Origin of the sequence: Ensifer sp. MJa1 (assembly GCF_037026475.1) — a bacterium.
Taxonomy (GTDB): Bacteria; Pseudomonadota; Alphaproteobacteria; order Rhizobiales; family Rhizobiaceae; genus Ensifer.
The window spans coordinates 133,363-155,949 of sequence record NZ_JAKUMO010000011.1 but is presented as its reverse complement, the minus strand read 5'-3'; the positions used below and the strand labels follow the sequence as shown (position 1 = coordinate 155,949).

Sequence of the window (22,587 nt, the reverse complement as noted above, 5' to 3'; positions counted from 1 at the left end):
TTTCAGTCATTCCAGCGAAGCCGGCTCGCGGCTCGAATTGCGCCAGCGCCAGGAGATCTACCTTTCGGCAGCAGCGCTTCCATGCGCGCCGGAACGCGAGACCTGTCCGGCTGGAGCATCCGCCATGACCTGAAACGGTTGGCGGATGAAGCTCTTTGATCGGCGACCTTTGCGCGCCCGATACGACGCGCGGCGCTGTAGATGCCTTCAGCTGATCGATCGGTCGATCAGTCGATGATGTTCTGGACCTTGCCGCAGTAACGCTTGGAAACCGGGTTCATGCGCTTGGCGCCGTGGCCGGCGTTGTATTTCAGGATCGTGCCACAGGTGGTCCCGCCCGACAGTTCATGCGCCATGGCGAGATACTTCATGCCGAACTTGATGTTGGTCTCCGGGTCGTAGAGACCCTTGGCGGAGCCGGAGTAGCCCATCATGCGGGCCGTCGCAGGCTTGATCTGCATCAGGCCAATTTCACCGGCGCTGCCGCGTGCCTTGGCATTGAAGTTGCTTTCGACCTTGACGATCGCGTGGGCCAGATCGACGGGAACGCCGTATTGCTTGGCATAGGACTTGATGAGCCCGGTGTACTGGACGTTCTGAACCATGTCAGGCTTCGGATAGCCGGTGGTACGGGTGAAGGACTGGATCGACGAAGTCTTGATGGTCTTATCGACATTCCCCGCATACGACGTACCCATCCCGGCGAAGAACATGCCAAGGCATGCCGCCACCGCAGCAACAGACGAAATTCTCATGTAGATTGAAGTCTCCGGTCTGGGGAATGGACCGATGGCGCACCCCGCCTCGGCCTCACTTCCCGATCGTTTCATTCACAGGAAATGAGCGTTCGCCCCGATGTCTCCTGCAGTTCCAATGGGGCGGGAAATGAATGCCGCATCATGGTAAACATGTGGCAAAGCTAAAAAAACATGCCAAGAAATTGCAGGGAAGCGCCGTCTGGACGAAAAAATCTTCCGCGTCAGGCGGTAAATTGCGGCAGTCCGGACAGCAGCCGGTGCAGCGTATCGAGGGTTGAGATGTCGGCGATGCCGTCGACCCTTTGTTGTCGGAAATGGCGCTGGAACGCAGCGATGGCGCCTTCGGTTTTTTCGCAGAAATCGCCAGTTACATCAATGCCATAACCATAGAGCGACAGCATCGACTGGATGGCCTCGACCGGCTGGCCGCGGTCGCCGCGCTGGAAAAAGCGGCCACCGGCGATCGGCGCCGGTTCTACCCAGTGCCCCACGCCTTCGCGGTGAAGAATGTGCCAGGGAAAATTTTCTCCCGGATCGACCTTGCGAATGGGGGCGATATCGCTGTGTGCGAGCACCCTTTCAGGGGCGATCGACCACCGCTGGCCACAGTCCCGACACAATTCGGCGACCGCTTCGATCTGTTTTTCAGGAAAGTCGGGAAGTCCGCCGGGGTGACCGGGGTTGGCAATCTCGATGCCGATCGAGCAGGAGTTGATGTCGGTCTCGCCCTTCCAGAAGCTCTTGCCCGCGTGCCAGGCACGAAGCGCCTCCGGCACGAGCTGATCGACCCGTCCGTCCTCATGCACGAAATAGTGGCTGGAAACCTGGCTTTCCTCGCGGCAGAGCCATTCGAGCGCGGCGGCTCCGGTCGGCATCCCCGTATAATGCAGCACGATCATATCCGGGGCGCGCTCGTTGGCGCGGTTGCCGAAATTGGGCGACGGCATGAAGCGGGCACCCGGATAGTCGCAGTATTTCGAACTCATGCAGCCCGGCGTTCTCTCTCAATCGCCTCGTAGGCGGCGTTGAGCGCCGCCATACGATCATTGGCGATCGCGTGGAATTCTTCCGGCACACCGCGAGCCACCAGCATGTCCGGGTGGTTCTCCGAAACGAGCACACGATAGCGCTTGCGGATGTCGGCGAAATCGTCCTTACGCGAAACCCCAAGCACTTGATAGGGGTCACGACCGTCGCCATGCACATGGCGCGCCATGATGCGCGAAAAATGCGCCTCGTCCATGTCGAAGATCTCCGCGACCCGCATCAGGAACGCCATTTCGCGCTCATGCACCGCGCCATCCGACTTGGCGATATGGAACAGGCCGTCGATGATGTCTTCGAGGATCGGGCAATCTTCTTCGCACGACGTGCACAGTGACGCCATCTTCTCGGCATAGGCCTCGAAGCCCGCCACATCCTGGCGCGCGAGATTATAAAGACGGGCGACATTCGGCGCCTGGTCGGGCGGAAACTTGAAGATGTCGCGGAAGGCGGCAACCTCAGCCTCGCTGACGATACCGTCGGCCTTGGCCATCTTGGCCGAGAGCGCGATCATCGCCACGGAAAAGGCGACCTTTCGTCGTGTTTCCGGGTCGCCCTCGAACAGGGTACGCACCGCCTCGACCAGTCCGGCAAGCGCGTTGCCCGTGGCAGTGACGATCTTGAGGAGGCTGTCCCAGAATGACATGCGAGATTCCCTGTCTCTCTAGCCTATAGCATGGACCGTTGTGGTGGCAAAATGCAAGCGGTTGGACGGCCCGAACCGCGAGGATGACGAATTTGTGATGGCCCCTCACTATTGTCAATCCATCCTTTAGTACTTGCGACAACCGGTCACCGGAAAGCTGTTCCCGCGGGAACAGTGGTTCTGAAGAGGAAATCTGGGCCGGCATCAGGACAAGGGCGAATGCGGCGGGGAACCGTTCCCTGAAAGAAAGGGAGGAGTTCTTCACCGCGTCAATTTCGCGCGCCGGGCAAGACTTTACGGTAAGGTTCGACACGACATCCACAGAGCCGTCATTTAATTTCCATCTGATTTGCGTTATGGAGGCGCCAGCCATCGCATGCCAAAATCCCGAGGAGGAAACATGGCCAAGAAGAAAGTCGCAATGCTGACGGCCGGCGGGCTCGCGCCCTGCCTGTCATCGGCGGTTGGGGGTCTGATCGAGCGCTATTCGGACGTCGCACCCGAATATGAGCTGGTCGCCTATCGCTCCGGCTACCAGGGCGTGCTGCTGGGCGACCGGATCGAGATTACCCGCGACATGCGCGAGAAGGCCCATATCCTGCACCGCCACGGCGGCTCGCCGATCGGCAACAGCCGCGTCAAGCTCACCAATGCGGCCGACTGCGTCAAGCGCGGCCTCGTCAAGGACGGCGAGAACCCGCTCAGGGTTGCGGCCGAACGGCTTGCCAATGACGGCATCTCGATCCTGCACACGATCGGCGGTGACGACACCAACACGACGGCGGCCGATCTTGCCGCCTATCTCGGCGCCAATGGCTACGACCTGACCGTCGTCGGCCTGCCGAAGACCGTCGACAATGACGTCGTGCCGATCCGCCAGACGCTCGGCGCCTGGACGGCTGCCGAATACGGCGCCCGCTTCTTCGACAATGTCAGCAACGAACAGAGTGCTGCCCCGCGCACGCTCGTCGTCCATGAAGTCATGGGCCGCCATTGCGGCTGGCTGACCGCCGCCACCGCCCGCTCCTACATCCAGATGACCGACGACAAGGAATTCGTCGACGGCTTCATGATGAACCGGCAGATGAAGAACATCGACGGCCTTTACCTGCCAGAGATGAAGTTCGACCTGCAGGCCGAGACCGAGCGCCTGCGTCAGGTCATGGACCGCTCCGGCTTCGTGACGCTGTTCGTCAGTGAAGGCGCCTGCCTTGACGCGATCGTTGCCGAACGGGAAGCCGCCGGCGAAACGATCAAGCGCGACGCCTTCGGCCACGTCAAGATCGACACGATCAATGTCGGCAACTGGTTCTCCAAGCAGTTCGCAGCGCTTTTGGGTGCCGAGCGTTCGATGGTGCAGAAGTCCGGCTACTATGCCCGCTCCGCACCGGCCAATGGCGACGACCTGCGCCTGATCCAGAGCATGGTCGATCTCGCGGTCGAAAGCGCGCTCAACAAGGTCTCGGGCGTCACCGGCCACGACGAGGACCAGGGCGGCAAGCTGCGCACGATCGAGTTCCCGCGCATCAAGGGCGGCAAGCACTTCGACACCTCGACCAAATGGTTCGGCGAAGTGATGGACGTCATCGGCCAGAAGTGGCAGGCCCAGAAGCACTGACTTTGAGCACCCCGGCGGGTGCATATGCCGCCCGCCGACAAGACCCGACTTGGAGATTGACGGCTCCGCGTTTCCATGGCTGGCTCGGCCAATTCATTGCCGAGAACCAGCCAAACGCGGAGCCTTTTTCATGTCTTTTGAACATTGGATTGCCTTTGCCGCAGCCTCAGCCGTGCTGCTCGCCATCCCCGGCCCCACCATTCTTCTCGTCATTTCCTATGCGCTCGGTCATGGGCGCAAGACCGCGAGTGCCACCGTTGCCGGCGTTGCGCTTGGCGATTTCACCGCGATGACCGCCTCGATGCTCGGCCTTGGTGCGCTGCTTGCCACCTCGGCTGCGATCTTTACCGTTCTGAAGTGGGTGGGCGCTGCCTATCTCATCTGGCTCGGCATCAAGCTCTGGCGCGCGCCGGTTGCAGCGGCTGGCGAGACCGAGAGCGACACCGGCCCGTCAGAGCGCCCGTTGCGCATCTTCTTCCACACCTATGCGGTGACCGCGCTCAACCCGAAGAGCATCGTTTTCTTCGTCGCCTTCCTGCCGCAGTTCCTCGATCTCAGCCAGCCGCTCTTTACCCAGATGGCGATTTTCGAGCTGACTTTCCTGACGCTCGCGATCCTCAATGCCAGCCTCTATGCAATGCTGGCAACCGCGGCGCGAAGCACGATTTCCAGGCCGGATATCCGCCGGATCGTCAACCGCGCCGGCGGCTCCATGCTTATCGGCGCTGGCCTGCTAACGACGACGATGCGGCGGGCGACGGCGTGAAATTCGGGGCCGCGCTTGCCGCCGCCTGCCGCATAGGTTAATGGAGATTCACGCTTGGCGGCTGACAACCGCTGATTTGCAGGGGCTGCGGGGCCCAGAAGCACGAAAGTGACAGCATGGCGAAATACCGTATTTCCCTTTCCAAACAGACGTTTGGCGCGGCAGCTATACTGTCGGCAGCCGTCGTCTCGGGATGCTCGACGGTAGAGCACACGTCCCTGGAAGAACTTACGGCTGTGCAGACGGTCACGCCCCTGGCAAAGCCCGGCACCGAAATGACGGCCTATGCGCTGCCGACGCCCGACGGCGTGGCCACCGCGACAAGCGCTGCACTCTCGGCCCAGACAGCCGCCCAGTCTACCGGCATGGCAACGACCTTCCCGGTCGCGACCGACCTTGCCCAAGGTGCTGAAGCCGCCCCGGCCATGGTTGCGGTTCCCGCATCCAAGCCCGGCGACACGATGGCGTTGGCCATGGTTGCGCCGACGACGCCCGCCGTCGCCAACGCGGAGAACGCGACCGCCGCCGTGACCCAGGTTTCCGCCGACGCCTCGCAGCTGGCGGCCGTTGCCCCCTCCCCGGTCGCGACCAAGACTGGCCGCGTCCAGGACCTGCCGATCTCGACGCTCGCCGTCGCAGCAGCGATGGAATCGGACTTCGACACCGGCGAGCCCGTCGGCCTTGAAACGCTGGTCGCCAACCGCATGATCGTACCGACCGAACGGCCGAAGACAGGCGTCATCGGCTCGACCGTGGCAGCTGTTGCCAATGTCATTCCGGATACGATGAAGTTCACCAAGACGCCGACGAGCTCGCGTCCCGAACTCGACAAGATGATCAAGTACTATGCCGATCTCAACGGCATCCCGGTCGAACTGGTGCACCGCGTCGTCAAGCGCGAGAGCAACTACAACCCGCGCGCCTACAGCAAGGGCAATTACGGCCTGATGCAGATCCGCTACAACACCGCCAAGGGCCTGGGTTATGACGGCCCGGCCGAAGGTCTGTTCGACGCCGAGACCAACCTCAAATACGCGACCAAATATCTGCACGGCGCCTGGATGGTGGCCGAAAACCAGCACGACGGTGCGGTCAAGCTCTATGCCAGCGGCTACTACTACCACGCCAAGCGCAAGGGCCTGCTTGAAGAACTCGGCATGAAGTAAGGGGCTTCCCCTATTGGCTGAACCTTTTCGAGGCGCTCAATCGAGCGCCTCAATTATTTTGGCGTTGAGCTTTTGCACGTCGTAGTCGAGCCGCGAGGGCGTCAGGCCCAGCCGCACCACCGCCAGCTTCAGCGATGGCACCAGCATGATGGCCTGGCCGTCATGGCCGAGCATCCAGAAGGCATCTGCGGGAAAATTGCCGGTCCCTGCCCGCACGCCGTTTTCCTCCAGCCACACCTGCCCCTCGCCATACTTGCCGCCCGACGCCTTGGTCGGCGTGCGCATGAAGGTCACATAATCCTTCGGCAGCATTGCCTTGCCATTCCAGGTGCCGTCCTCAAGCAGAAACGCGGCAAAGCGCGCCCAGTCCTGCGCCGTCGCATACATGTAGGATGAGCCGACGAAGGTGCCGCTAGCATCGGTCTCGAGCACAGCACTCCTCATGCCCAAAGGCGCAAACAGTGCGTCACGCGGAAAGGCAAGGGCTGCTGCCGGATCGTCGAAGCTGCGCATCCAGAGCTCAGACAAAAGCGTGCTCGTGCCGCTGGAATAGCGAAAGGTCGAGCCGGGCTCCGAGGTGACCGGCTTGTCGGCGGCAAAGCCCGCCATGTCCTTTTCGAGATAGAGCATGCGCGTCACGTCGGTGACATCGCCATAGTTCTCGTTGAATTCGAGGCCGCTCTGCATGGCCATCAGGTCGACGAGCCGGATGCGCGCGCGCCCGTCGCCGCTCCACTCCGGCAAGAGCCCGGTGCTTGCCACATCCATGCGCCCGGCTGCGACACGCAGCCCGATCAGCGCTGCCGTCACCGATTTTGTCATCGACCAGCCAAGCAACGGCGTCGACCGGTCGAACCCGCTCGCATAGGTCTCGGCAACTAGCTTTCCATCGTGGATGACCGCGATTGCGCGCATGCCCGGCCCGGCGAGACCAGCGTCTTCGATCACCGCCTGGAGCGCCTGGTCGATCACGGCGCGCTCGCCTTCCGGCCAAGGCGCGTCGGGCAAGGCGGCCGAAGCAGCCGCCACGGCCGGCACTGGCGGCAGCTCCACACGATTACCGTCCGGCAGGTTGCTGCAGCCCACGCCCGGTTGATAGGCGGCATAGCCCGGTGCAGCGAAGCCGAGGATCCGGGCGGTCACCATCTGTTTGTCCGGGTCAACCACCACCCGGACCAGTTTGAGCAGGGGGTGGCCTGGAGCCTGAACGTCATCGGCGAGCACCGATTGGGCGTCGCGCCCGGCGACAAAGACATTGGAGCAGACGATCTTGGCCGCATAGCCGTCACCGACCTTGAGCAATTCCGGCGGCGCCAGTGCGAGCCAGCCAAAGAGCGCCACGACAATCAGCGCCAGAACGGCGACCGATATCCTCACCAAACGTGCCAAGCGTCCCATGCATTCCTCCGGCGTCAGGCGCAGAGAAAACCAGCATTTCATCGGCAGGGAAAGCCCCGACGACTGCAACCTGTCATTTAGGATCTTTGATGGAACGGGCCGTGCATGGGTGGTGAGTGTTAGGCCGAGCGGCGCAGGTCCCTCGCATCGCCATCGGCAAACAGGGTCGTGACATCCGCAAGCGCCGGCGAGACCCAGGGGCCGCGCACCTCAGAGGCGCCGCAGGTACGGGCACAATCCATTTCGCTTTCCTTTTCGACGCCGCTGACAGCGATCGCCAGGCGCAGCACTTGTCCGGTCTTGATGAGGCAGGCAAGCAGCGCAACACCGCGCTCGTGGCCATGGGTCGCCCGGATGGCGGCGAGGTCGATGGTCACCTGATCAGGCTGCAGCTCGGCAATCAGGTTCAAGGGCAACGAGGAACCGGCCCCTCCCCCAAGGGCAACACGCACCCCGAGCCCGCGCAGACCACGGAGCGTTTCGCCAACCAGTTCAAGATCGTCGGCAGACAGATCCTCCGTGACCTCGATCGTCAGACGACCGGGCGGCAGCGCAGCCTGGCTAAGGCAGCGTTCCACATGCGCGACGAAATCCCTGTCCTTGAGGTGCAAGGCCAGGGGCGCGATGGTAAGGCCGGTCGGCGAAGGCCAACGGGCAGCCTCCGCGCAGGCTGCATGCAGCGCCCAATGACCGAGCTGCAGTGCAACTGCACTCTGCTCCGGCGGAGCCATGAAGCTTTCGGCACGGATGACGCCGCGCAGCGGATGCCGCCAGCGCAACAACGCTTCAAAGCCGCGGACGGTGCCGCTTGCGGCGGCGCCGATCGGCAGGAATTCCAGGAAAAACTCCCCTTCCGCTACCCCGCGCGCCAGATCGCGGTCGGCTTCTGCCCGTTGCTGTGCTGCAAGGGTCAGCGTTTCGGAATGGAAGGCATGGCTGTTGCCGCTCACCGCCTTTGCCTCGTAGAGCGCGAGGTCCGCGCGTTTCAGCACGTCGCCCGTCCGGCCATCCGTTCGTTCGACAAAGGCAATGCCGATGCTGCAGCCGGACGCCACACTCGTCCCGCCGAGCTCGAACGGCGTCGCAAACAGCATCTTCACCCGCGATGCGAGCAGCGACGCCTCGGCCTCGGAACAGGGGTTGGCGGTTGCCAGCACGAATTCGTCGCCGCCGAGGCGATAGACGCTTGCCTCCCCGGCAAAGGCGCGGCGCAGCCGGGCGCCGAAAAGCTCCAGCAGCCGATCGCCGGCATCATGTCCCATCGTATCGTTGATCGATTTGAAGCGGTCGAGGTCGAGAAGCAGCAACGCCCTGCGCTCAAACGCCTCTCCTTTTGCCGAAAGCCCCTGGCGGATATCCGCTTCCAGCGCTGCGCGATTGGCAAGTCCGGTGAGCTTGTCGCGATGCACTTCGGTTCGCAGGCGTCGTTCGGCCCGGCGAGCGGCGTGCAACTCGTGCTCGAGGCGGCGGGAATAGCGCCAGCGATAGAAGGATCCGCCGAGAAGAAACGGCATGGCGCCGGCCACCAGCACCGCGGGAACGTCCCAATGCGGCTGCTCCATCATGACGGTTTCCGTCGCCAGCCAGACCGCTGAAACCATAGCCCCCAATGCCGCGCCGACAGCTGCAAATCGCTGCTCGGGCTTCGGCAGAAACGTTCCTAACATCATGTCGACGCCCCCGAATATGAGAAGGTGCTAGCACGCCAGGGTTTAATGAATTCTTATGGGTGAAAAATTGTAGTGCCGATGTTCAAACCGATCCTCGGAGGCTGTGGAAAGCCCGTCATCAAAGTGTAGCCGAGTCAATTTAGAAGCGGCTAAGTTTCAACTGGATGACCGTCTGAGATGAATGAACTCGCTCCCGACGTTGGCTTTGGCAGAAAAAATCCGAAGCTCAAGAACGCCCTGCTGCAGCACAAGACGCTCTCCTTCGCAGGCCTTTCGGAACGCCTCTTCGGCCTGCTCTTCTCCGGCCTCGTCTATCCGCAGATCTGGGAAGATCCGATCGTCGACATGGAAGCGATGCAGCTTGGCGCAGACAGTCGCATCGTCACCATCGGCTCAGGCGGCTGCAACATGCTGACCTATCTGTCGGCTGGCCCGCGCAGAATAGATGTCGTCGACCTCAATCCGCATCACATTGCGCTCAACCGCCTGAAGCTTGCGGCCTTCCGCCATCTGCCGAGCCACAAGGACGTGACCCGCTTCCTGGCGACACAGGGCACCAAGTCCAACGTCCAGGCCTTCGACCTGTTCATCGCGCCGAAGCTCGACGCCGCCACCCGCAGCTACTGGAGCGGCCGTGACATGACGGCGCGCCGGCGCATCGGCGTCTTCGGTCGCAACATCTACCGCACCGGCCTGCTCGGCCGCTTCATCGCCGCAAGCCACCTTCTTGCCCGCCTGCATGGCGTCAACCCGGAAGAGTTCGTTCAGGCGCGCTCGATGCGCGAGCAGCGCCAGTTCTTCGACGAGCGCCTGTCGCCGCTTTTCGATCGTCCCGTCATCCGCTGGATCACCGGGCGCAAGAGCTCGCTCTTCGGCCTTGGCATCCCGCCGCAGCAGTTCGACGAACTTGCAAGCCTGAGCGCGGAGAAGTCGCTTGCCGCCGTGCTGCGCCATCGCCTGGAAAAGCTCACCTGTCACTTCCCGCTTCGCGAGAACTACTTTGCCTGGCAGGCTTTCGGCCGCCGTTATCCGCTGGCGCATGAAGGCGATTTGCCGCCCTACCTCAGCGCCCGCGCCTATGAGGCGATCCGCAACAATGCCGAACGGGTCGAGGTCCACCACGCAAGCTTCACCGAGCTTCTTGCCGGTAAGCCGGCAGGCTCCGTCGACCGCTACGTCCTGCTCGACGCGCAGGACTGGATGACTGACCAGCAGCTCAACGATCTCTGGACGGAAATCACCCGCACCGCAGATGCCGGCGCCGTCGTGATCTTCCGGACCGCCGCCGAGGACAGCATCCTGCCGGGTCGCGTCTTACCAGTGCTGCTCGATCAATGGCACTACGACGCCGACATGTCCGCCAAGCTCGGCGCCGAAGACCGCTCCGCCATCTATGGCGGCTTCCATATCTACCGGAAGAAGGCTTGAGCCCATGCGCGAGGCCGGGATCTCCCACGCGCGGCGCATGGATCACATGTACCGCTACCAGCGGCATTTCTACGATCTGACGCGGAAATACTATCTCTTCGGCCGTGACACGCTGATCCGCGAGATGGACCCGGTACCGGGCGCCTCGGTGCTGGAGGTCGGCTGCGGCACCGGGCGCAACCTGGCGCTGATCGGCCGCTGCTTTCCGGCGGCCCGCCTCTTCGGCCTCGACATCTCCCAGGAGATGCTGACGTCCGCCGACGCCAAGCTCAACCGTGGCGGCAAGCGCCGGGTCGCCCTCAAGGTCGCCGACGCCACCGATTTCGACCCTTCGATCTTCGGCGAACGCGGCTTCGACCGCATCGTCATTTCCTATTCGCTGTCGATGATCCCCGACTGGCAAAAGGCGATCGACGCTGCAATCGCAGCGCTCAACCCCGGCGGCTCGCTGCACATCGCCGATTTTGGCCAGCAGGAACGCCTGCCGGCAAGCTTCCGCCGTGCCCTGCACGGCTGGCTCAACCGCTTCCATGTCACTCCGCGCGACCGTCTGTTCGACGTGCTGCGCGAGAAGGCGAGAGCAAACGGAGCCGAGCTTGAACGCCGGGCAATCGGCCGTGGTTATGCCTGGCTGGCGGTCTATCATCGCCCGCTGCTGACATGACAAAAGCGGCCAACCGCGGCGCACGCCGTGCGCCGCCCTGCCTCACGTATTCTGTATAGCGAAGGGATTGCCCGCGATATCGGGCGCTCGGTTGTTGCAGGCCGGCTCTGTCCCGCCTGCAATTGCCGCTTGAGCTAACCCAATTTTTACGATGATATGGTGAAGATGGGGTTCACGCCTCGCTGGGGGAAATCACCGATATGGAAGCCACCGTGTGAGGCAGGTTCGTCGATCGTCTCGAAACAGGTACCTCATGCGCCGGCTTCTCCTGGCTCTGCTGCCCATTGCCACCCTTCTGCCCGCCTGCTCGTCGACCGATTACGACCTGATCGCAACGGCCTCGATCCCACCGCGCTTTAAGGACACCGACCCGCAGGACTTCGGCGATCGCACGCCGCACCACCACAACATCCACGGCATCGACGTCTCCAAATGGAATGGCGATATCGACTGGATGAAGGTGAAGAATTCCGGCGTCTCCTTCGCCTTCATCAAGGCGACCGAAGGCAAGGACCGGGTCGATACGCGCTTTCCAGAATACTGGCAGAAGGCGCGTGCCGCCGGCATCCCCTATGCGCCCTATCACTTCTACTATTTCTGCTCGACCGCCGACGCCCAGGCCGACTGGTTCATCGCCAACGTGCCGAAGACCGCCGTCTATCTGCCGCCGGTGCTCGACGTCGAGTGGAACGGCGAATCGAAGACCTGCCGCCACCGCCCGACGCCGGACGTGGTTCGCGCCGAGATGAAGCGCTTCATGAGCCGGCTGGAAGCCCACTACGGCAAGCGGCCGATCATCTATACCTCGGTCGATTTCCACCGCGACAACCTCGTCGACCAATTCAAGGACTATCATTTCTGGGTGCGCTCGACCGCCAAGCACCCGAAAGACGTCTATATCGAGCGCCGCTGGGCCTTCTGGCAATACACCAGCACCGGCGTGATCCCGGGCATCGACGGCGCCACCGATATCAATGCCTTCGCCGGCTCGGCGAAAAACTGGAAGAACTGGGTCGCGGCGGTCTCACAGCCGAAGTGAGGCCGGCCTCGTTGTCGCCGATGGCGGCAAAGGAACCCTTTTTCTTCTTTCGGTCATAATGCTCTGAAAGAGCAAAGAAAGATTTTCGCATCCAGCAATTTGGCTGCCCGTGGGGTTCATCGCACCGCACGGCCACAGAAAGGAATTATGATGATCCTCAACGCCCGGCACGCGCTTGCCTCGGTCGCCCTCCTTGCACTGACCGCCTCCACCGCCTTCGCCCAGACGGCGACCGGGACCGGCACTGGTGCTGCTGCACCGGCGGTTGCATGCGGCGGCGACCTTGGCGCCTTCCTTGAAGGCGTAAAGGCCGAAGCGGTCGCCAAGGGCGTTCCGGCCGATGTCGTCGACCGTGCGCTTGCCGGTGCTGCGATCGACCAGAAGGTCTTGAGCCGCGACCGCGCCCAGGGCGTCTTCAAGCAGACCTTCACCGAGTTTTCCAAGCGCACCGTCAGCAAGTCGCGCCTCGATATCGGCCAGCAGAAGATGAAGGAATATGCCGATGTCTTCGCCCGGGCCGAAAAGGAATTCGGTGTGCCGGCTCCGGTCATCACCGCCTTCTGGGCGATGGAAACCGACTTCGGCGCCGTCCAGGGCGATTTCAACACCCGCAATGCGCTGGTCACCCTGTCGCACGACTGCCGCCGCCCGGAAATGTTCCGCCCGCAGTTGATCGCAGCGATCGAGATGGTGCAGCACGGCGATCTCGACCCGGCAACGACGACCGGCGCCTGGGCTGGCGAAATCGGCCAGGTGCAGATGCTGCCGGAAGACATCATCGCACAGGGCGTCGATGGTGACGGTGACGGCCACGTCAACCTGAAGAAGAGTGCACCCGACGCGATCCTGACCGCGGCGAAGTTCATCCAGAGCCTCGGCTTCAAGGCGGGCCAGCCGTGGATCCAGGAAGTGAGCGTTCCCGACAATCTCCCCTGGGAAAAGACCGGCCTGCAGCTGGGCATGAAGGCATCCGACTGGTTCGCGCTCGGCGTCAAGCCGCGCGACGGCAACACGGCCAGCGGCAATCTCGAAGCCTCGCTGGTCCTGCCGCAGGGCCGCAAGGGCGCGGCCTTCCTCACCTATCCGAACTTCAACGTCTATCTCGAATGGAACCAGTCGTTCATCTACACGACGTCTGCCGCCTACTTCGCGACCCGCCTCGGCGGCGCTCCGACCTATGAGGGCGGCAATCCGGAGCCGGGTCTCGACGATGTCGGCATGAAGGCGCTGCAGACCAAGCTGCAGACGCTCGGCCATGACGTCGGCAAGATCGATGGTATCCTCGGTTCGGGCACCCGCGCTGCGCTGCAGAAGGAGCAAATGCGTCTTGGCCGCCCGGCCGACGGCTGGGCAACGCTGGAACTCCTGAACGCGCTCTGAGCCACGCACCGTTGACGGCTTGGAAGGCACCTGCCTTCAACGCTCACGCCCCCCGGAAATCGCAGCCGATTTCCGGGGGCTTTTTTGTGCCCTGCGGGTCGCGCCCAAAATGCATACGGATCGGCAAGCGGCAGAACGGCCAGCGCCGGAGCAGCGTTGCCCGACCGAAGATCTGAAACCGCCCGGCGCCGCAAGAACCGGGTGGGCATTCACGGCGCGCCCAGCTATGGCTTGTCGTCCCCCACAGTCCGGCTTGGCTGCTGGCGGGTGCGGCGGTTGCGCCGGCCAGCTGGCCGCGCGCAGCTTGCGAACCGGAAGACGAAAGCAGAGGCAGGCAACACTATGAATGCGATTAGCGCGACCGACAGCCATCAGATGAGCGTCAGAACCTGGACATTGCTCGCCCTGCTCGGCCTGATCTGGGGCGGATCGTTCTTCTTTGCCCGGGTCGCCGTCGCCCATGTGCCGCCCTTCACGCTGGTGTTCCTGCGCTTGGGGCTTGCGGCGCTGGCGCTGCATATCTACATCCGCGGCCGCTTCGGCATGTATGAGGCCCTTTCCGGCCGCTGGCGGGAATTCGCTCTGATGGGACTGATCAACAACGCCATCCCGCACGCTTTCATCTTCCTTGGGCAAACCCATATCGGTGCCGGGCTCGCGGCGATTCTCAACGCCACGACGCCGGTCTGGACCGTGATCATCGCCAACATGGCGACGGAAGACGAGAAGCTGAGCTCAGCCAAGCTTGCCGGTTGTCTGCTTGGGCTTGCCGGCACTGTCGTCCTGATCGGGCCGAGTGCGATCGGCGGTCTCTTTGGCACGTCGAGCAGCGTGCCCCTCTGGGCGCTCCTTCTGCCTGTGCTCGCCGCCGTCAGTTACGGCTTTGCCGCAACCTACGGCAAGCGGTTCCGCAATCTCGCGCCACCGGTGACGGCCGCAGGACAATTGACGGCATCGACGCTGATCGCGCTGCCGGTAGCGGCACTCAGCGATACGCCCTGGCTGCTGCCGATGCCGCCGTTGCAAGTGATCCTGTCGATCCTTGGCCTGGCGCTCGTCTCAACCGCCTATGCCTATATCCTCTTTTTCCGCATCATGCGCGAGGCCGGCGCCACCAACGCCTCGCTCGTCACCCTGCTGGTGCCGCCAAGCGCAATCCTGCTCGGCTATCTCTTCCTCGGGGAAACGCTACAAGCCGCCGATTTCGCCGGCATGGTGCTGATTGCGCTTGGACTTGCGGTGCTCGACGGTCGCATTCTCCGCCGGCGACGCGTCGCCTGACGCGGGAATCGGAAGCCCAGTCCGTCCCCTTCTGGCGCGCTCACACTTGGTTACAGACGTTTATATTAACCCTGCTGAAGCGATTGTGAAAAAAATGTGGCAGATTGCAAACATGATATTTTTCAGATGGTTATCCCTGTGAATAAGCCATCGCGGGCATCCAATTATCGCAGTGCAGCACAAGTTTCCCTTTAACACATCGTGATTTCGCCCTATGTTTTAACGCGTTAACGCAGGGAGGGTCTTCCATGGGCCTTACACATTCGCTGAATGTCCTCATGATCAGTGCAGCGTTCGTATTCGTGGCCATGATGCTTTTCATCTGAAGTGAGCCGCTGAGAGTCCAAACCGAATAGGGACTTAAATTTCCGGGAATCCATTTTGCAGCACCAGCCAAACTAGACCGCCAAGAGAGCACAGGGTCTAAACGCTGCGACAAACGAGAAAGCGCATGAAGGTCGGCCTTCATGCGCTTTCGCATTTTTAGGGGTCTTTGTGCGCTCGGGCCGTGCCAGCCCCGCGCCGTTGCCGCCACTCAGGCGGCGGCGCCGGCCGCCACCTTCAGGGGCGTTTCGATCACGGTAACGTCTGCATCGACCGCCACCCGTTCGAAGCCGACGAGGTCGCACACCGCCGTCACCAGCGGCGAGCGGTTCATCGTGTAGACATGGAAATCGCGCACGCCACGCCGGGCGAGATCGACGATCTGCTCGGCTGCAATATGGGTCGCCTCCTTGATGCGCTCGACCGGCTGGTCTTCGAGGTGCACGAGCCGGGTGACGATCGCCTCCGGCACGCTGGCGCCACAGAGCCCGGCGAACTTCTGTACCTGCGCCAGATTGTTGATCGGCAGGATGCCCGGCACGATCGGAATGTTGATGCCGGCGCGGCGTACTTGCTCCAGGTAACGCTCGAAATCGTTGTTGTCGAAGAAGAACTGGGTCAGCGCCCGGTTTGCGCCGGCATCGACCTTGCGCTTGAGCATATCGATGTCGGCAGCCACATCGGGGCTTTCCGGATGCTTCTCCGGATAGGAGGAAACAGAGATCTCGATATCGTCGCCTCGCGCGCGAATGGCCCGCACCAGGTCGGCACTGCTCTCATAGCCGCCCGGATGCGGCTGGTAGACGCTGCCGATGCCCCCTTGCGGGTCGCCGCGCAGGGCCACGAAATGCCGGACGCCGCAGTTCAAGTACTCGTCGATGACAGCGTCGACTTCCGCCTTCGGCGCGCCGACGCAGGTCAGGTGTGCTGCCGTGTTGGCAAAGCCCTTCTCCTCGATCATCCGGCGAACCGTCGTCAGCGAACGCGTCTTGGTCGAACCGCCAGCGCCATAGGTGACGGTCACGAAGGCCGGAGCGAAGACGGAGAGATCTTCCGCCGTCTGGAAGAGCTGCACTTCCATGTCGTCGTTTTTCGGAGGGAAGTATTCGAAGGAGAGCCTCAGGTTGCCGCGCTCGGCCGGATAAAGCGTCTGTGCCGTCATTCTCAAAGTCCCCCTGCCTGGATACGCGGCCGTGGCGTTTCATTCTCATTCACGGCCCGCCGATCGCGCGCCAGCCAGATTGTCACCGTCAGTTTTCCATCGTCCGCCCCTTCCGGCGACAGATCGGTGGTTTTCTCGAGCGCAAGCCCGGCCTTCGCCAGCCAGTCGCCCATGGCCTGATGCGAGAAGCCGAGACGCGCATGCGCATGCTCGTCGCGCAGGTGCTCCAGCCCGTGCGGCGCAAAATCGATGATGACCAGGCGCCCGCCGGGCGTCAGCATGCGGGCGGCCTCGGCGATCGCCGCTTCCGGCTCCTCGAGGAAATGCAGCACCTGATGGATGGTAACGAGATCGAAGGCCTGGCCATCGAGTGGCAGGTTGAAGATGTCGCCGTGGCGGATCGACGCCTTGGTGATGCCGGCGCGATCGAGATTGGAGCGTGCGACCGCCAGCATGTCGCGGCTGGCGTCGATGCCGATACCGCGGCGATAGAGCCCCTCGAACAGCTGCAGGATGCGTCCCGTCCCCGTTCCGAGGTCCAGCAGGCTTTCGACCGGCTCGTCGCCGACCATTTCGCGCAGCTTCGCCTCGACGTCGCGCTCGCTGACATGCAGACGGCGAAGCTCGTCCCAGCCGGCGGCGTTGCGGCTGAAATAGGCCTGCGCCTTTTCGGCCCGCGTCTTCTTCAGCGTCGTCAGCCTCGCCGCGTCGCGCGAAAGCACCGCGTCGTCAGCGGACGCCGTCTGAAGCATCGAGCGGACGAGCCCGACGCGGGCGCCATCCTGGCGCAGGCGAAAATAGGCCCAGGCGCCCTCCTGGTAACGGTCGATCAGCTCGACTTCTGCCAGCAGCTTCAAGTGCCGCGAAATACGCGGCTGCGACTGTCCGAGAATTTCGGTAAGATCGGTGACGGTGAGGTCACCGGCGGCAAGCAGCGCGATGAGACGCATGCGGGTCGGCTCTCCCGCCGCCTTCAGCACGTCCACCAGCGCATCCAGACCCAGTTCCCGCTGACCTGCCATCGCAATCCCCATCAACACATAAAGATATGTTTATGTGATTTGCGGGCTTGGTGCAAGCGGATTTGCGCGAAATGGCCAAACAATGCCGCTTCGGAAACAGGATCGGCGTTCGGTGCGTCCCGCGCGCGGACGCCGCGTCCAACCAGCGTCCGGAAGCCAGGCGTCCCAGCGCTCGTCCCAAGAGTCGCAGCCTCGACCAGAGATCGCGACGAAAGCGACGTGCCCGGCTCCCTTGCCCCCCGCGCAGCCGATGAGCCTGGCATGACGCGTGGCCCTAAGCCAGTCCCGGGAGCTGCCAAAATGTCTGGCAGCAAGGAACGCCTTTGCGACACAGCCGGCTGCACATGGAGGCGGCCAGAACACACCCGAGCAAAGCAAAACGGGCGAAGCCGGCGCCTCGCCCGTTCGAAAACATTGATCGCGCTTGCCTGCTCCCGCAAGCACGCGCAACACGGTCAGGCATCGCCGGCTTGCGGCGACGCAGACGCCATCAGCGCGTCAGGCGCTTGTAGGTGACGCGCTTCGGGTTGACCGAATCCGGGCCGAGGCGACGGATCTTGTCCTTCTCGTAGTCTTCGAAGTTGCCTTCGAACCATTCGACCTGGCTGTCGCCTTCGAAGGCGAGGATGTGCGTTGCCAGGCGGTCGAGGAACATGCGGTCGTGGCTGATGATAACGGCGCAACCGGCGAAGTTTTCGAGCGCGACTTCAAGCGCTCCCAGCGTCTCGGTGTCGAGGTCGTTGGTCGGTTCGTCGAGAAGCAGGACGTTGCCGCCGGACTTCAGCATCTTGGCGAGGTGAACGCGGTTGCGCTGACCGCCCGAAAGGTTGCCGACCTTCTGCTGCTGGTCGCCACCCTTGAAGTTGAAGGTCGAGCAATAGGCGCGCGAGTTCATCTCGTGCTTGCCGAGCTTGATGACTTCGGCGCCGCCGGAGATTTCTTCCCAGACGGTCTTGTTGCCGTCGAGCGCATCGCGGCTCTGGTCGACATAACCGAGGTGCACGGTGTCGCCGATGCGGATCGAACCGCTGTCGGGCTGTTCCTGGCCGGTGATCATGCGGAAGAGCGTCGTCTTACCGGCGCCGTTCGGGCCGATGATGCCGACGATGCCGCCGGGCGGCAGCTTCAGCGACAGACCATCGATGAGCAGACGATCGCCATAACCCTTGGTCACGCCTTCCATCTCGATGACCACCTGGCCGAGACGCTCGCCGACCGGGATGATGATCTGCGCGTCGCCCGGACGCTGGGCTTCCGCCGCGTTGACCAGTTCGTCATAGGAGCGGATACGCGCCTTGGACTTGGCCTGTCGAGCCTTGGGGCTCGATGCAATCCATTCCTGTTCGCGGGCGATCGCCTTCTGGCGGGAGGCCTCTTCGCGGCCTTCCTGCTGCATGCGCTTGGCCTTGGCGACGAGGTAGGCCGAATAGTTGCCTTCGTAAGGAATGCTGCGGCCGCGGTCGAGCTCGAGGATCCAGCCGGTGACATTGTCGAGGAAGTAACGGTCGTGGGTGATCATCAGCACGGCGCCTGGGTATTCGCGCAGGTGCTTTTCGAGCCAGGCGATCGTTTCGGCGTCGAGGTGGTTGGTCGGTTCGTCGAGAAGCAGCAGGTCGGGCTGCGACAAAAGCAGCTTGCAGAGCGCGACACGGCGCTTTTCACCGCCCGAAAGGTTGGTCACTTCCGCGTCGCCCGGCGGGCAGCGCAGCGCTTCCATGGCCATTTCCACCTGGCTTTCGAGATCCCAGAGGTTCTGGCTGTCGATGATGTCCTGGAGCTTGGCGCCCTCTTCCGCCGTCTCGTCGGAATAGTTCATCATCAGCTCGTTGTAGCGGTCGACGATCGCCTTCTTCTTGGCAACGCCTTCCATGGCGTTTTCAAGCACCGTCTTCGTCGGGTCGAGCTGCGGCTCCTGCGGCAGGTAACCGACGGTCGCGCCTTCAGCCACCCAGGCCTCGCCGGTGAATTCCTTGTCGAGGCCGGCCATGATGCGCAGGACCGTCGACTTACCGGCGCCGTTCGGGCCGAGGATACCGATCTTGGCGTCCGGGTAGAACGACAGATGAACGTTCTCGAGGACCTTTTTCGCGCCGTAGGACTTATTAAGCCCGGCCATATGATAGATGAACTGACGTGCCATGAGGGAATGCTCCGCAGGGATAAGGAAATTTGCCCGCTATGTAGGCGAATTATAGGGAGGGGGCAATGATCAAAGGCGCCGCCCCCCGGCCTATCCCAAAACGAACATCCCTGTCGGCACGCCCGCCCTCCATCTGACGAACGCATCGAGACGCCTTCGCCCTGACGCCCCTCACATATCCGAGCTGACGAATGCCCTAGCCGCGGCCGGCGCTATCGGCGATGCCCTTGGCGCATTTGAACTCCGTCGGCCCCGCCGCCTGGATCAGCGGTCCGAGGCTCGATGCCTTCAGGACGTCACCCGTCAAGCCAATCGTCAGCCCGGTGATGACGCTGCGCCCCTGCACGGTCTGGCAGCGCATGCGCACCCGGTCGCCCGCACCGGCGCCAAAGCTCTGGTCGAAGGCCTGCTTGATCGCCTTCTCATCCAGCTCGGAACCGATGCGCTGGCGAAAGAGTGCGCCGACCGCCGAGCGATTGAGCTCTTCCAGCAAGCGCAGCTGCGCAGCGAAATAGTCATCGACCGAGCCGCTCTGGCAGGTGCCGCTCATCAGCCACTGGTGTCGGTCGAGTCCGGATTGCACACCGGGCATGGCGATGAGCAGGCGCGCCGCCGTGTCGTCGGCCATCGCAAGCTTCGGCAGTTCCAGCCAGCTGCCCTTGCGATCCTGGGCGCGCACCTCGGCGTTTACGCCGCAATAGCTCTTGCGCAGCGGCCAGAGCCCGTGCAGCGACAGATTGGTGGCGTCAAAACGCTCCGCCGTCTGGTTCGCACATTCCTTGCGCTCAGGTCGCGTCTCGCAGAAGCCGGGCAGCCAGCTGACCGCCAGCACATATTCCGTGCGGCTGGTCGCTCCTTGCGACGTTGCTTGGTTGGATGCTTCCTCGCTGGCAGCAAAGGCGGGTGGCGCCAGCAACAGCGCCAGTGCCGTCAGAATTCCTGCCATCGAACCTGATACCGCATTACCAAAACGAGCCATGATGGCCTCCCGCGAAAACAAAACAGGAACAAATATCGCTCAAAACGGGAAAATTGCAACTGCTAATTACGGCGACGCCAAATCGCTTGTGACCTCATGCGCAACGATCAACAAGCGGCGATTGCCTTTGCCACACAAATCGATTTGAAATCGCCAAGTGAGCTGTCGATTGTTGCCGGGAGAAAACATGTTCGGGCAGGTGAAGACGCATCAGAGCCCGACCGGCGCCGCCTTGAGCTGGCGACACTTTCCGGCGACTGCGGACGCCCGCGGCATCCTCCTCATCAGCCACGGCCTTGCCGAGCATTCGGGTCGTTATGGGCGTTTTGCCGAGGCGATGGCCGCGCACGGTTTTCACGTCTACGCCCACGACCATCGCGGCCATGGCGAAACGCGCGCACCCGATGCGCCGCTCGGCATGTTTTCGAGCAGGGACGGCCTCGACAAGGTCTTTGCCGACATCAGGGCAATACGGACGATCGCCACCGCCAATCACCCGGGTCTGCCGGTCATTCTTTTCGGCCATTCCATGGGCGGGCTGATCGCGCTCAACGCCGCCGAGGCCGACCCTTCCCTCTATGACGCGCTTGCTGTCTGGAACTCCAATTTCCGTCCGGGGCTTGCCGGCCGCGGCGGACAGGTGATCCTGAAGATCGAAAAGGCACTGAAGGGCTCGGATGTGCCAAGCCCACTGCTCACCAAGCTCACCTTCGGCATGTGGGGCGGCGCGATCAAGGACCGCAAGACCGATCTCGACTGGCTGTCGCGCGACGATGCCGAAGTGGCGAAATATGCTGCCGATCCGCTTTGCGGCTTCGACGCGACCGTCTCGCTCTGGCTCGATCTCTTCCGTCTGTCCTTCGCCGGCCCCCGGCCGGACCGGCTGGCGCGGCTGAGGAAGGACCTGCCGGTCCATCTCGTCGGCGGCAGCGCCGATCCGTCGACGGAGATGGGCAACGCCGCCCGCTGGCTCGGCGCGAAGATGAAGGCTGCAGGCATGAGCGACGTCACCGTCACCGTTTACGAAGGCATGCGCCACGAGACCCTCAACGAGATTGGCCGAGAACAGGCAACCGCGGATTTCGCCGCCTGGTGCCTGGCCGCCATTGCAAAGAAGCGCTGACCGGAATTCCTTATGGCCGACATGCCGTTACCCAAGATCGCCGCTGATCACAACCGCGTCTCCTACGGCCTGATGCTGATGGTGATGGCGGTGCTGATATCGCCGCTGATCGACATCTTCGCAAAGCTCGCGATCGTCACCGTGCCCTCGGCGGAAATTACCGCTGTCCGCTTCCTGCTCCAGGTCGTCTTCATCCTGCCGGTTGTTCTGCTGCGTGGCAGCCTTTTCGATCTCACCTGGCGAAAGACCGCACTGCATGCGCTGCGCGGCGGCCTGCTTGTTGCCACCATGCTCTCCTTCATCACCACGCTGAAGGTGATGGAGGTTGCCGACGCGATCGCGATCTTCTTCGTCGAGCCGATCATCCTGACGATCCTCGGCAGCATCTTTCTCAAGGAGACCATCGGCTGGCGGCGTTATACCGCCTGCGGTGTCGGCTTCTTCGGCGCGCTGCTCGTCATCCAGCCAAGCATGCAAGAGGTCGGCTGGATTGCACTCTTGCCTGTCGTTTCCGCCTTTACGCTGGCCGTCTTCCTGCTCGTCACCCGCATGGTCGCCCAGAACGAGGATCCCTGGTCGATGCAATTCCATGCCGGCATCTGGGGCGGCCTCTTCTGCCTTGTACTTCTCTATTTCGGCGAAGGCACCGGCTCCAGCGTCTTTGATCCGGTCTGGCCGCAAGGCGTCGCCTGGTATTACCTGCTCGGCGTCGGCGTCACCGCCACAATCTCCGGCGTGCTCGGGGTTTATGCCTATCGCGCAGCACCGGCTTCGGTGCTGGCGCCGCTGCAGTATCTCGAAATCGTCTCGGCGACGATCTTCGGCTGGCTGGTCTTCGGCGATCTGCCTGACGCGCTGAAATGGCTCGGCATCGCCATCATCATCGGCTCCGGCCTCTACATCATCTGGCGCGAACGCCGCCTCGACAAGGACACGAGCGTCGCTCCGGTGTCGCCCGCGATCTGACGGGCGACCCAAG

19 protein-coding genes are annotated in these 22,587 nt (G+C 62.8%); 10 read left to right on the top strand and 9 right to left on the bottom strand.

The features are described 5' to 3' along the window. Positions 1 to 227 precede the first annotated feature (227 nt). From MKZ91_RS16840 to MKZ91_RS16830, 3 genes are all read right to left on the bottom strand, one after another. The gene (locus MKZ91_RS16840) at positions 228 to 755 is read right to left on the bottom strand and encodes a lytic transglycosylase domain-containing protein (protein ID WP_336172211.1); all 528 of its coding nucleotides are present in this window, start codon (positions 753 to 755) and stop codon (positions 228 to 230) included. Positions 756 to 979: 224 nt separating this feature from the next. After that, on the bottom strand, positions 980 to 1,744 hold the full coding sequence (locus tag MKZ91_RS16835) for an N-acetylmuramoyl-L-alanine amidase (RefSeq protein ID WP_336172210.1): 765 nt from the start codon (positions 1,742 to 1,744) through the stop codon (positions 980 to 982). After that, complete coding sequence (locus tag MKZ91_RS16830) at positions 1,741 to 2,448, bottom strand: DnaJ family molecular chaperone (protein ID WP_336172209.1); 708 nt, start codon at positions 2,446 to 2,448, stop codon at positions 1,741 to 1,743. Before MKZ91_RS16830 ends, MKZ91_RS16835 begins: the two co-directional genes overlap by 4 nt. A gap of 400 nt (positions 2,449 to 2,848) precedes the next feature. Between MKZ91_RS16830 and MKZ91_RS16825 the strand changes: the two genes are divergently transcribed. The 3 genes from MKZ91_RS16825 to MKZ91_RS16815 all read left to right on the top strand — a co-directional run bounded on the left by MKZ91_RS16825 (position 2,849) and on the right by MKZ91_RS16815 (position 5,998). Next, positions 2,849 to 4,066 (top strand): pyrophosphate--fructose-6-phosphate 1-phosphotransferase, encoded by a 1,218-nt coding sequence (locus MKZ91_RS16825; RefSeq protein WP_336172208.1) that lies wholly within the window; start codon positions 2,849 to 2,851, stop codon positions 4,064 to 4,066. A 130-nt stretch (positions 4,067 to 4,196) separates the two neighbouring features. Then, on the top strand, positions 4,197 to 4,832 hold the full coding sequence (locus tag MKZ91_RS16820) for a LysE family translocator (RefSeq protein ID WP_336172207.1): 636 nt from the start codon (positions 4,197 to 4,199) through the stop codon (positions 4,830 to 4,832). A gap of 116 nt (positions 4,833 to 4,948) precedes the next feature. Further along, positions 4,949 to 5,998: a lytic transglycosylase domain-containing protein gene (locus tag MKZ91_RS16815; protein ID WP_336172206.1), complete on the top strand. Its 1,050-nt coding sequence runs from the start codon at positions 4,949 to 4,951 to the stop codon at positions 5,996 to 5,998. 36 nt (positions 5,999 to 6,034) lie between these two features. On the opposite strand, the gene MKZ91_RS16810 is transcribed toward MKZ91_RS16815, so the two are convergent. Together MKZ91_RS16810 and MKZ91_RS16805 are read right to left on the bottom strand one after the other, a co-directional pair. Then, a complete protein-coding gene (locus MKZ91_RS16810) occupies positions 6,035 to 7,396 on the bottom strand; it encodes a serine hydrolase domain-containing protein (protein WP_336172205.1) in 1,362 nt (453 codons plus the stop codon). 119 nt (positions 7,397 to 7,515) lie between these two features. Further along, positions 7,516 to 9,066 carry an EAL domain-containing protein gene (locus tag MKZ91_RS16805; protein ID WP_336172204.1) on the bottom strand — a complete coding sequence of 517 codons (1,551 nt, stop codon included), beginning with the start codon at positions 9,064 to 9,066 and terminating at the stop codon, positions 7,516 to 7,518. 177 nt (positions 9,067 to 9,243) lie between these two features. Here MKZ91_RS16805 and MKZ91_RS16800 point away from each other — a divergent pair, with 177 nt between their 5' ends. From MKZ91_RS16800 to MKZ91_RS16780, 5 genes are all read left to right on the top strand, one after another. After that, positions 9,244 to 10,494 carry a DUF3419 family protein gene (locus tag MKZ91_RS16800; protein ID WP_336172203.1) on the top strand — a complete coding sequence of 417 codons (1,251 nt, stop codon included), beginning with the start codon at positions 9,244 to 9,246 and terminating at the stop codon, positions 10,492 to 10,494. Positions 10,495 to 10,498: 4 nt separating this feature from the next. Then, positions 10,499 to 11,158, top strand: a complete 660-nt coding sequence (locus MKZ91_RS16795; protein WP_336172201.1) for a class I SAM-dependent methyltransferase — start codon at positions 10,499 to 10,501, stop codon at positions 11,156 to 11,158. Between the two features lie 253 nt (positions 11,159 to 11,411). Next, positions 11,412 to 12,197, top strand: a complete 786-nt coding sequence (locus MKZ91_RS16790; RefSeq protein WP_336172199.1) for a glycoside hydrolase family 25 protein — start codon at positions 11,412 to 11,414, stop codon at positions 12,195 to 12,197. Between the two features lie 150 nt (positions 12,198 to 12,347). Continuing rightward, positions 12,348 to 13,577 carry a lytic murein transglycosylase gene (locus tag MKZ91_RS16785; RefSeq protein ID WP_336172247.1) on the top strand — a complete coding sequence of 410 codons (1,230 nt, stop codon included), beginning with the start codon at positions 12,348 to 12,350 and terminating at the stop codon, positions 13,575 to 13,577. A 342-nt stretch (positions 13,578 to 13,919) separates the two neighbouring features. Beyond that, entirely contained in the window at positions 13,920 to 14,858 is a 939-nt protein-coding gene (locus MKZ91_RS16780) for a DMT family transporter (protein WP_336172197.1), read from the top strand. A 535-nt stretch (positions 14,859 to 15,393) separates the two neighbouring features. On the opposite strand, the gene metF is transcribed toward MKZ91_RS16780, so the two are convergent. The 4 genes from metF to MKZ91_RS16760 all read right to left on the bottom strand — a co-directional run bounded on the left by metF (position 15,394) and on the right by MKZ91_RS16760 (position 20,485). Next, positions 15,394 to 16,344: a methylenetetrahydrofolate reductase [NAD(P)H] gene (metF, locus tag MKZ91_RS16775; RefSeq protein ID WP_336172195.1), complete on the bottom strand. Its 951-nt coding sequence runs from the start codon at positions 16,342 to 16,344 to the stop codon at positions 15,394 to 15,396. A 2-nt stretch (positions 16,345 to 16,346) separates the two neighbouring features. After that, a complete protein-coding gene (locus tag MKZ91_RS16770; protein ID WP_336172193.1) occupies positions 16,347 to 17,366 on the bottom strand; it encodes an ArsR/SmtB family transcription factor in 1,020 nt (339 codons plus the stop codon). Between the two features lie 490 nt (positions 17,367 to 17,856). After that, on the bottom strand, positions 17,857 to 19,506 hold the full coding sequence (gene ettA / locus MKZ91_RS16765) for an energy-dependent translational throttle protein EttA (RefSeq protein WP_336172192.1): 1,650 nt from the start codon (positions 19,504 to 19,506) through the stop codon (positions 17,857 to 17,859). Positions 19,507 to 19,702: 196 nt separating this feature from the next. Further along, complete coding sequence (locus MKZ91_RS16760) at positions 19,703 to 20,485, bottom strand: ribonuclease T2 family protein (RefSeq protein WP_336172191.1); 783 nt, start codon at positions 20,483 to 20,485, stop codon at positions 19,703 to 19,705. Between the two features lie 187 nt (positions 20,486 to 20,672). Between MKZ91_RS16760 and MKZ91_RS16755 the strand changes: the two genes are divergently transcribed. Together MKZ91_RS16755 and MKZ91_RS16750 are read left to right on the top strand one after the other, a co-directional pair. Then, positions 20,673 to 21,608: an alpha/beta hydrolase gene (locus MKZ91_RS16755; protein WP_336172189.1), complete on the top strand. Its 936-nt coding sequence runs from the start codon at positions 20,673 to 20,675 to the stop codon at positions 21,606 to 21,608. Between the two features lie 12 nt (positions 21,609 to 21,620). Further along, positions 21,621 to 22,574 carry a DMT family transporter gene (locus tag MKZ91_RS16750; RefSeq protein ID WP_336172187.1) on the top strand — a complete coding sequence of 318 codons (954 nt, stop codon included), beginning with the start codon at positions 21,621 to 21,623 and terminating at the stop codon, positions 22,572 to 22,574. Positions 22,575 to 22,587 lie beyond the last annotated feature (13 nt).

Excerpts from the sequence above, each read along its gene's own strand:
- MKZ91_RS16810 (WP_336172205.1), bottom strand. The coding sequence starts at position 7,396 with ATGGGACGCTTGGCACGTTTGGTGAGGATATCGGTCGCCGTTCTGGCG.
- MKZ91_RS16800 (WP_336172203.1), top strand. The coding sequence starts at position 9,244 with ATGAATGAACTCGCTCCCGACGTTGGCTTTGGCAGAAAAAATCCGAAG.
- metF (WP_336172195.1), bottom strand. The coding sequence starts at position 16,344 with ATGACGGCACAGACGCTTTATCCGGCCGAGCGCGGCAACCTGAGGCTC.
- MKZ91_RS16840 (WP_336172211.1), bottom strand. The coding sequence starts at position 755 with ATGAGAATTTCGTCTGTTGCTGCGGTGGCGGCATGCCTTGGCATGTTC.
- MKZ91_RS16790 (WP_336172199.1), top strand. The coding sequence starts at position 11,412 with ATGCGCCGGCTTCTCCTGGCTCTGCTGCCCATTGCCACCCTTCTGCCC.
- MKZ91_RS16815 (WP_336172206.1), top strand. The coding sequence starts at position 4,949 with ATGGCGAAATACCGTATTTCCCTTTCCAAACAGACGTTTGGCGCGGCA.
- MKZ91_RS16770 (WP_336172193.1), bottom strand. The coding sequence starts at position 17,366 with ATGGCAGGTCAGCGGGAACTGGGTCTGGATGCGCTGGTGGACGTGCTG.
- MKZ91_RS16780 (WP_336172197.1), top strand. The coding sequence starts at position 13,920 with ATGAATGCGATTAGCGCGACCGACAGCCATCAGATGAGCGTCAGAACC.
- MKZ91_RS16835 (WP_336172210.1), bottom strand. The coding sequence starts at position 1,744 with ATGAGTTCGAAATACTGCGACTATCCGGGTGCCCGCTTCATGCCGTCG.
- MKZ91_RS16805 (WP_336172204.1), bottom strand. The coding sequence starts at position 9,066 with ATGATGTTAGGAACGTTTCTGCCGAAGCCCGAGCAGCGATTTGCAGCT.
- MKZ91_RS16795 (WP_336172201.1), top strand. The coding sequence starts at position 10,499 with ATGCGCGAGGCCGGGATCTCCCACGCGCGGCGCATGGATCACATGTAC.
- MKZ91_RS16755 (WP_336172189.1), top strand. The coding sequence starts at position 20,673 with ATGTTCGGGCAGGTGAAGACGCATCAGAGCCCGACCGGCGCCGCCTTG.
- MKZ91_RS16785 (WP_336172247.1), top strand. The coding sequence starts at position 12,348 with ATGATCCTCAACGCCCGGCACGCGCTTGCCTCGGTCGCCCTCCTTGCA.
- MKZ91_RS16760 (WP_336172191.1), bottom strand. The coding sequence starts at position 20,485 with ATGGCTCGTTTTGGTAATGCGGTATCAGGTTCGATGGCAGGAATTCTG.
- MKZ91_RS16820 (WP_336172207.1), top strand. The coding sequence starts at position 4,197 with ATGTCTTTTGAACATTGGATTGCCTTTGCCGCAGCCTCAGCCGTGCTG.
- ettA (WP_336172192.1), bottom strand. The coding sequence starts at position 19,506 with ATGGCACGTCAGTTCATCTATCATATGGCCGGGCTTAATAAGTCCTAC.
- MKZ91_RS16825 (WP_336172208.1), top strand. The coding sequence starts at position 2,849 with ATGGCCAAGAAGAAAGTCGCAATGCTGACGGCCGGCGGGCTCGCGCCC.
- MKZ91_RS16830 (WP_336172209.1), bottom strand. The coding sequence starts at position 2,448 with ATGTCATTCTGGGACAGCCTCCTCAAGATCGTCACTGCCACGGGCAAC.
- MKZ91_RS16750 (WP_336172187.1), top strand. The coding sequence starts at position 21,621 with ATGGCCGACATGCCGTTACCCAAGATCGCCGCTGATCACAACCGCGTC.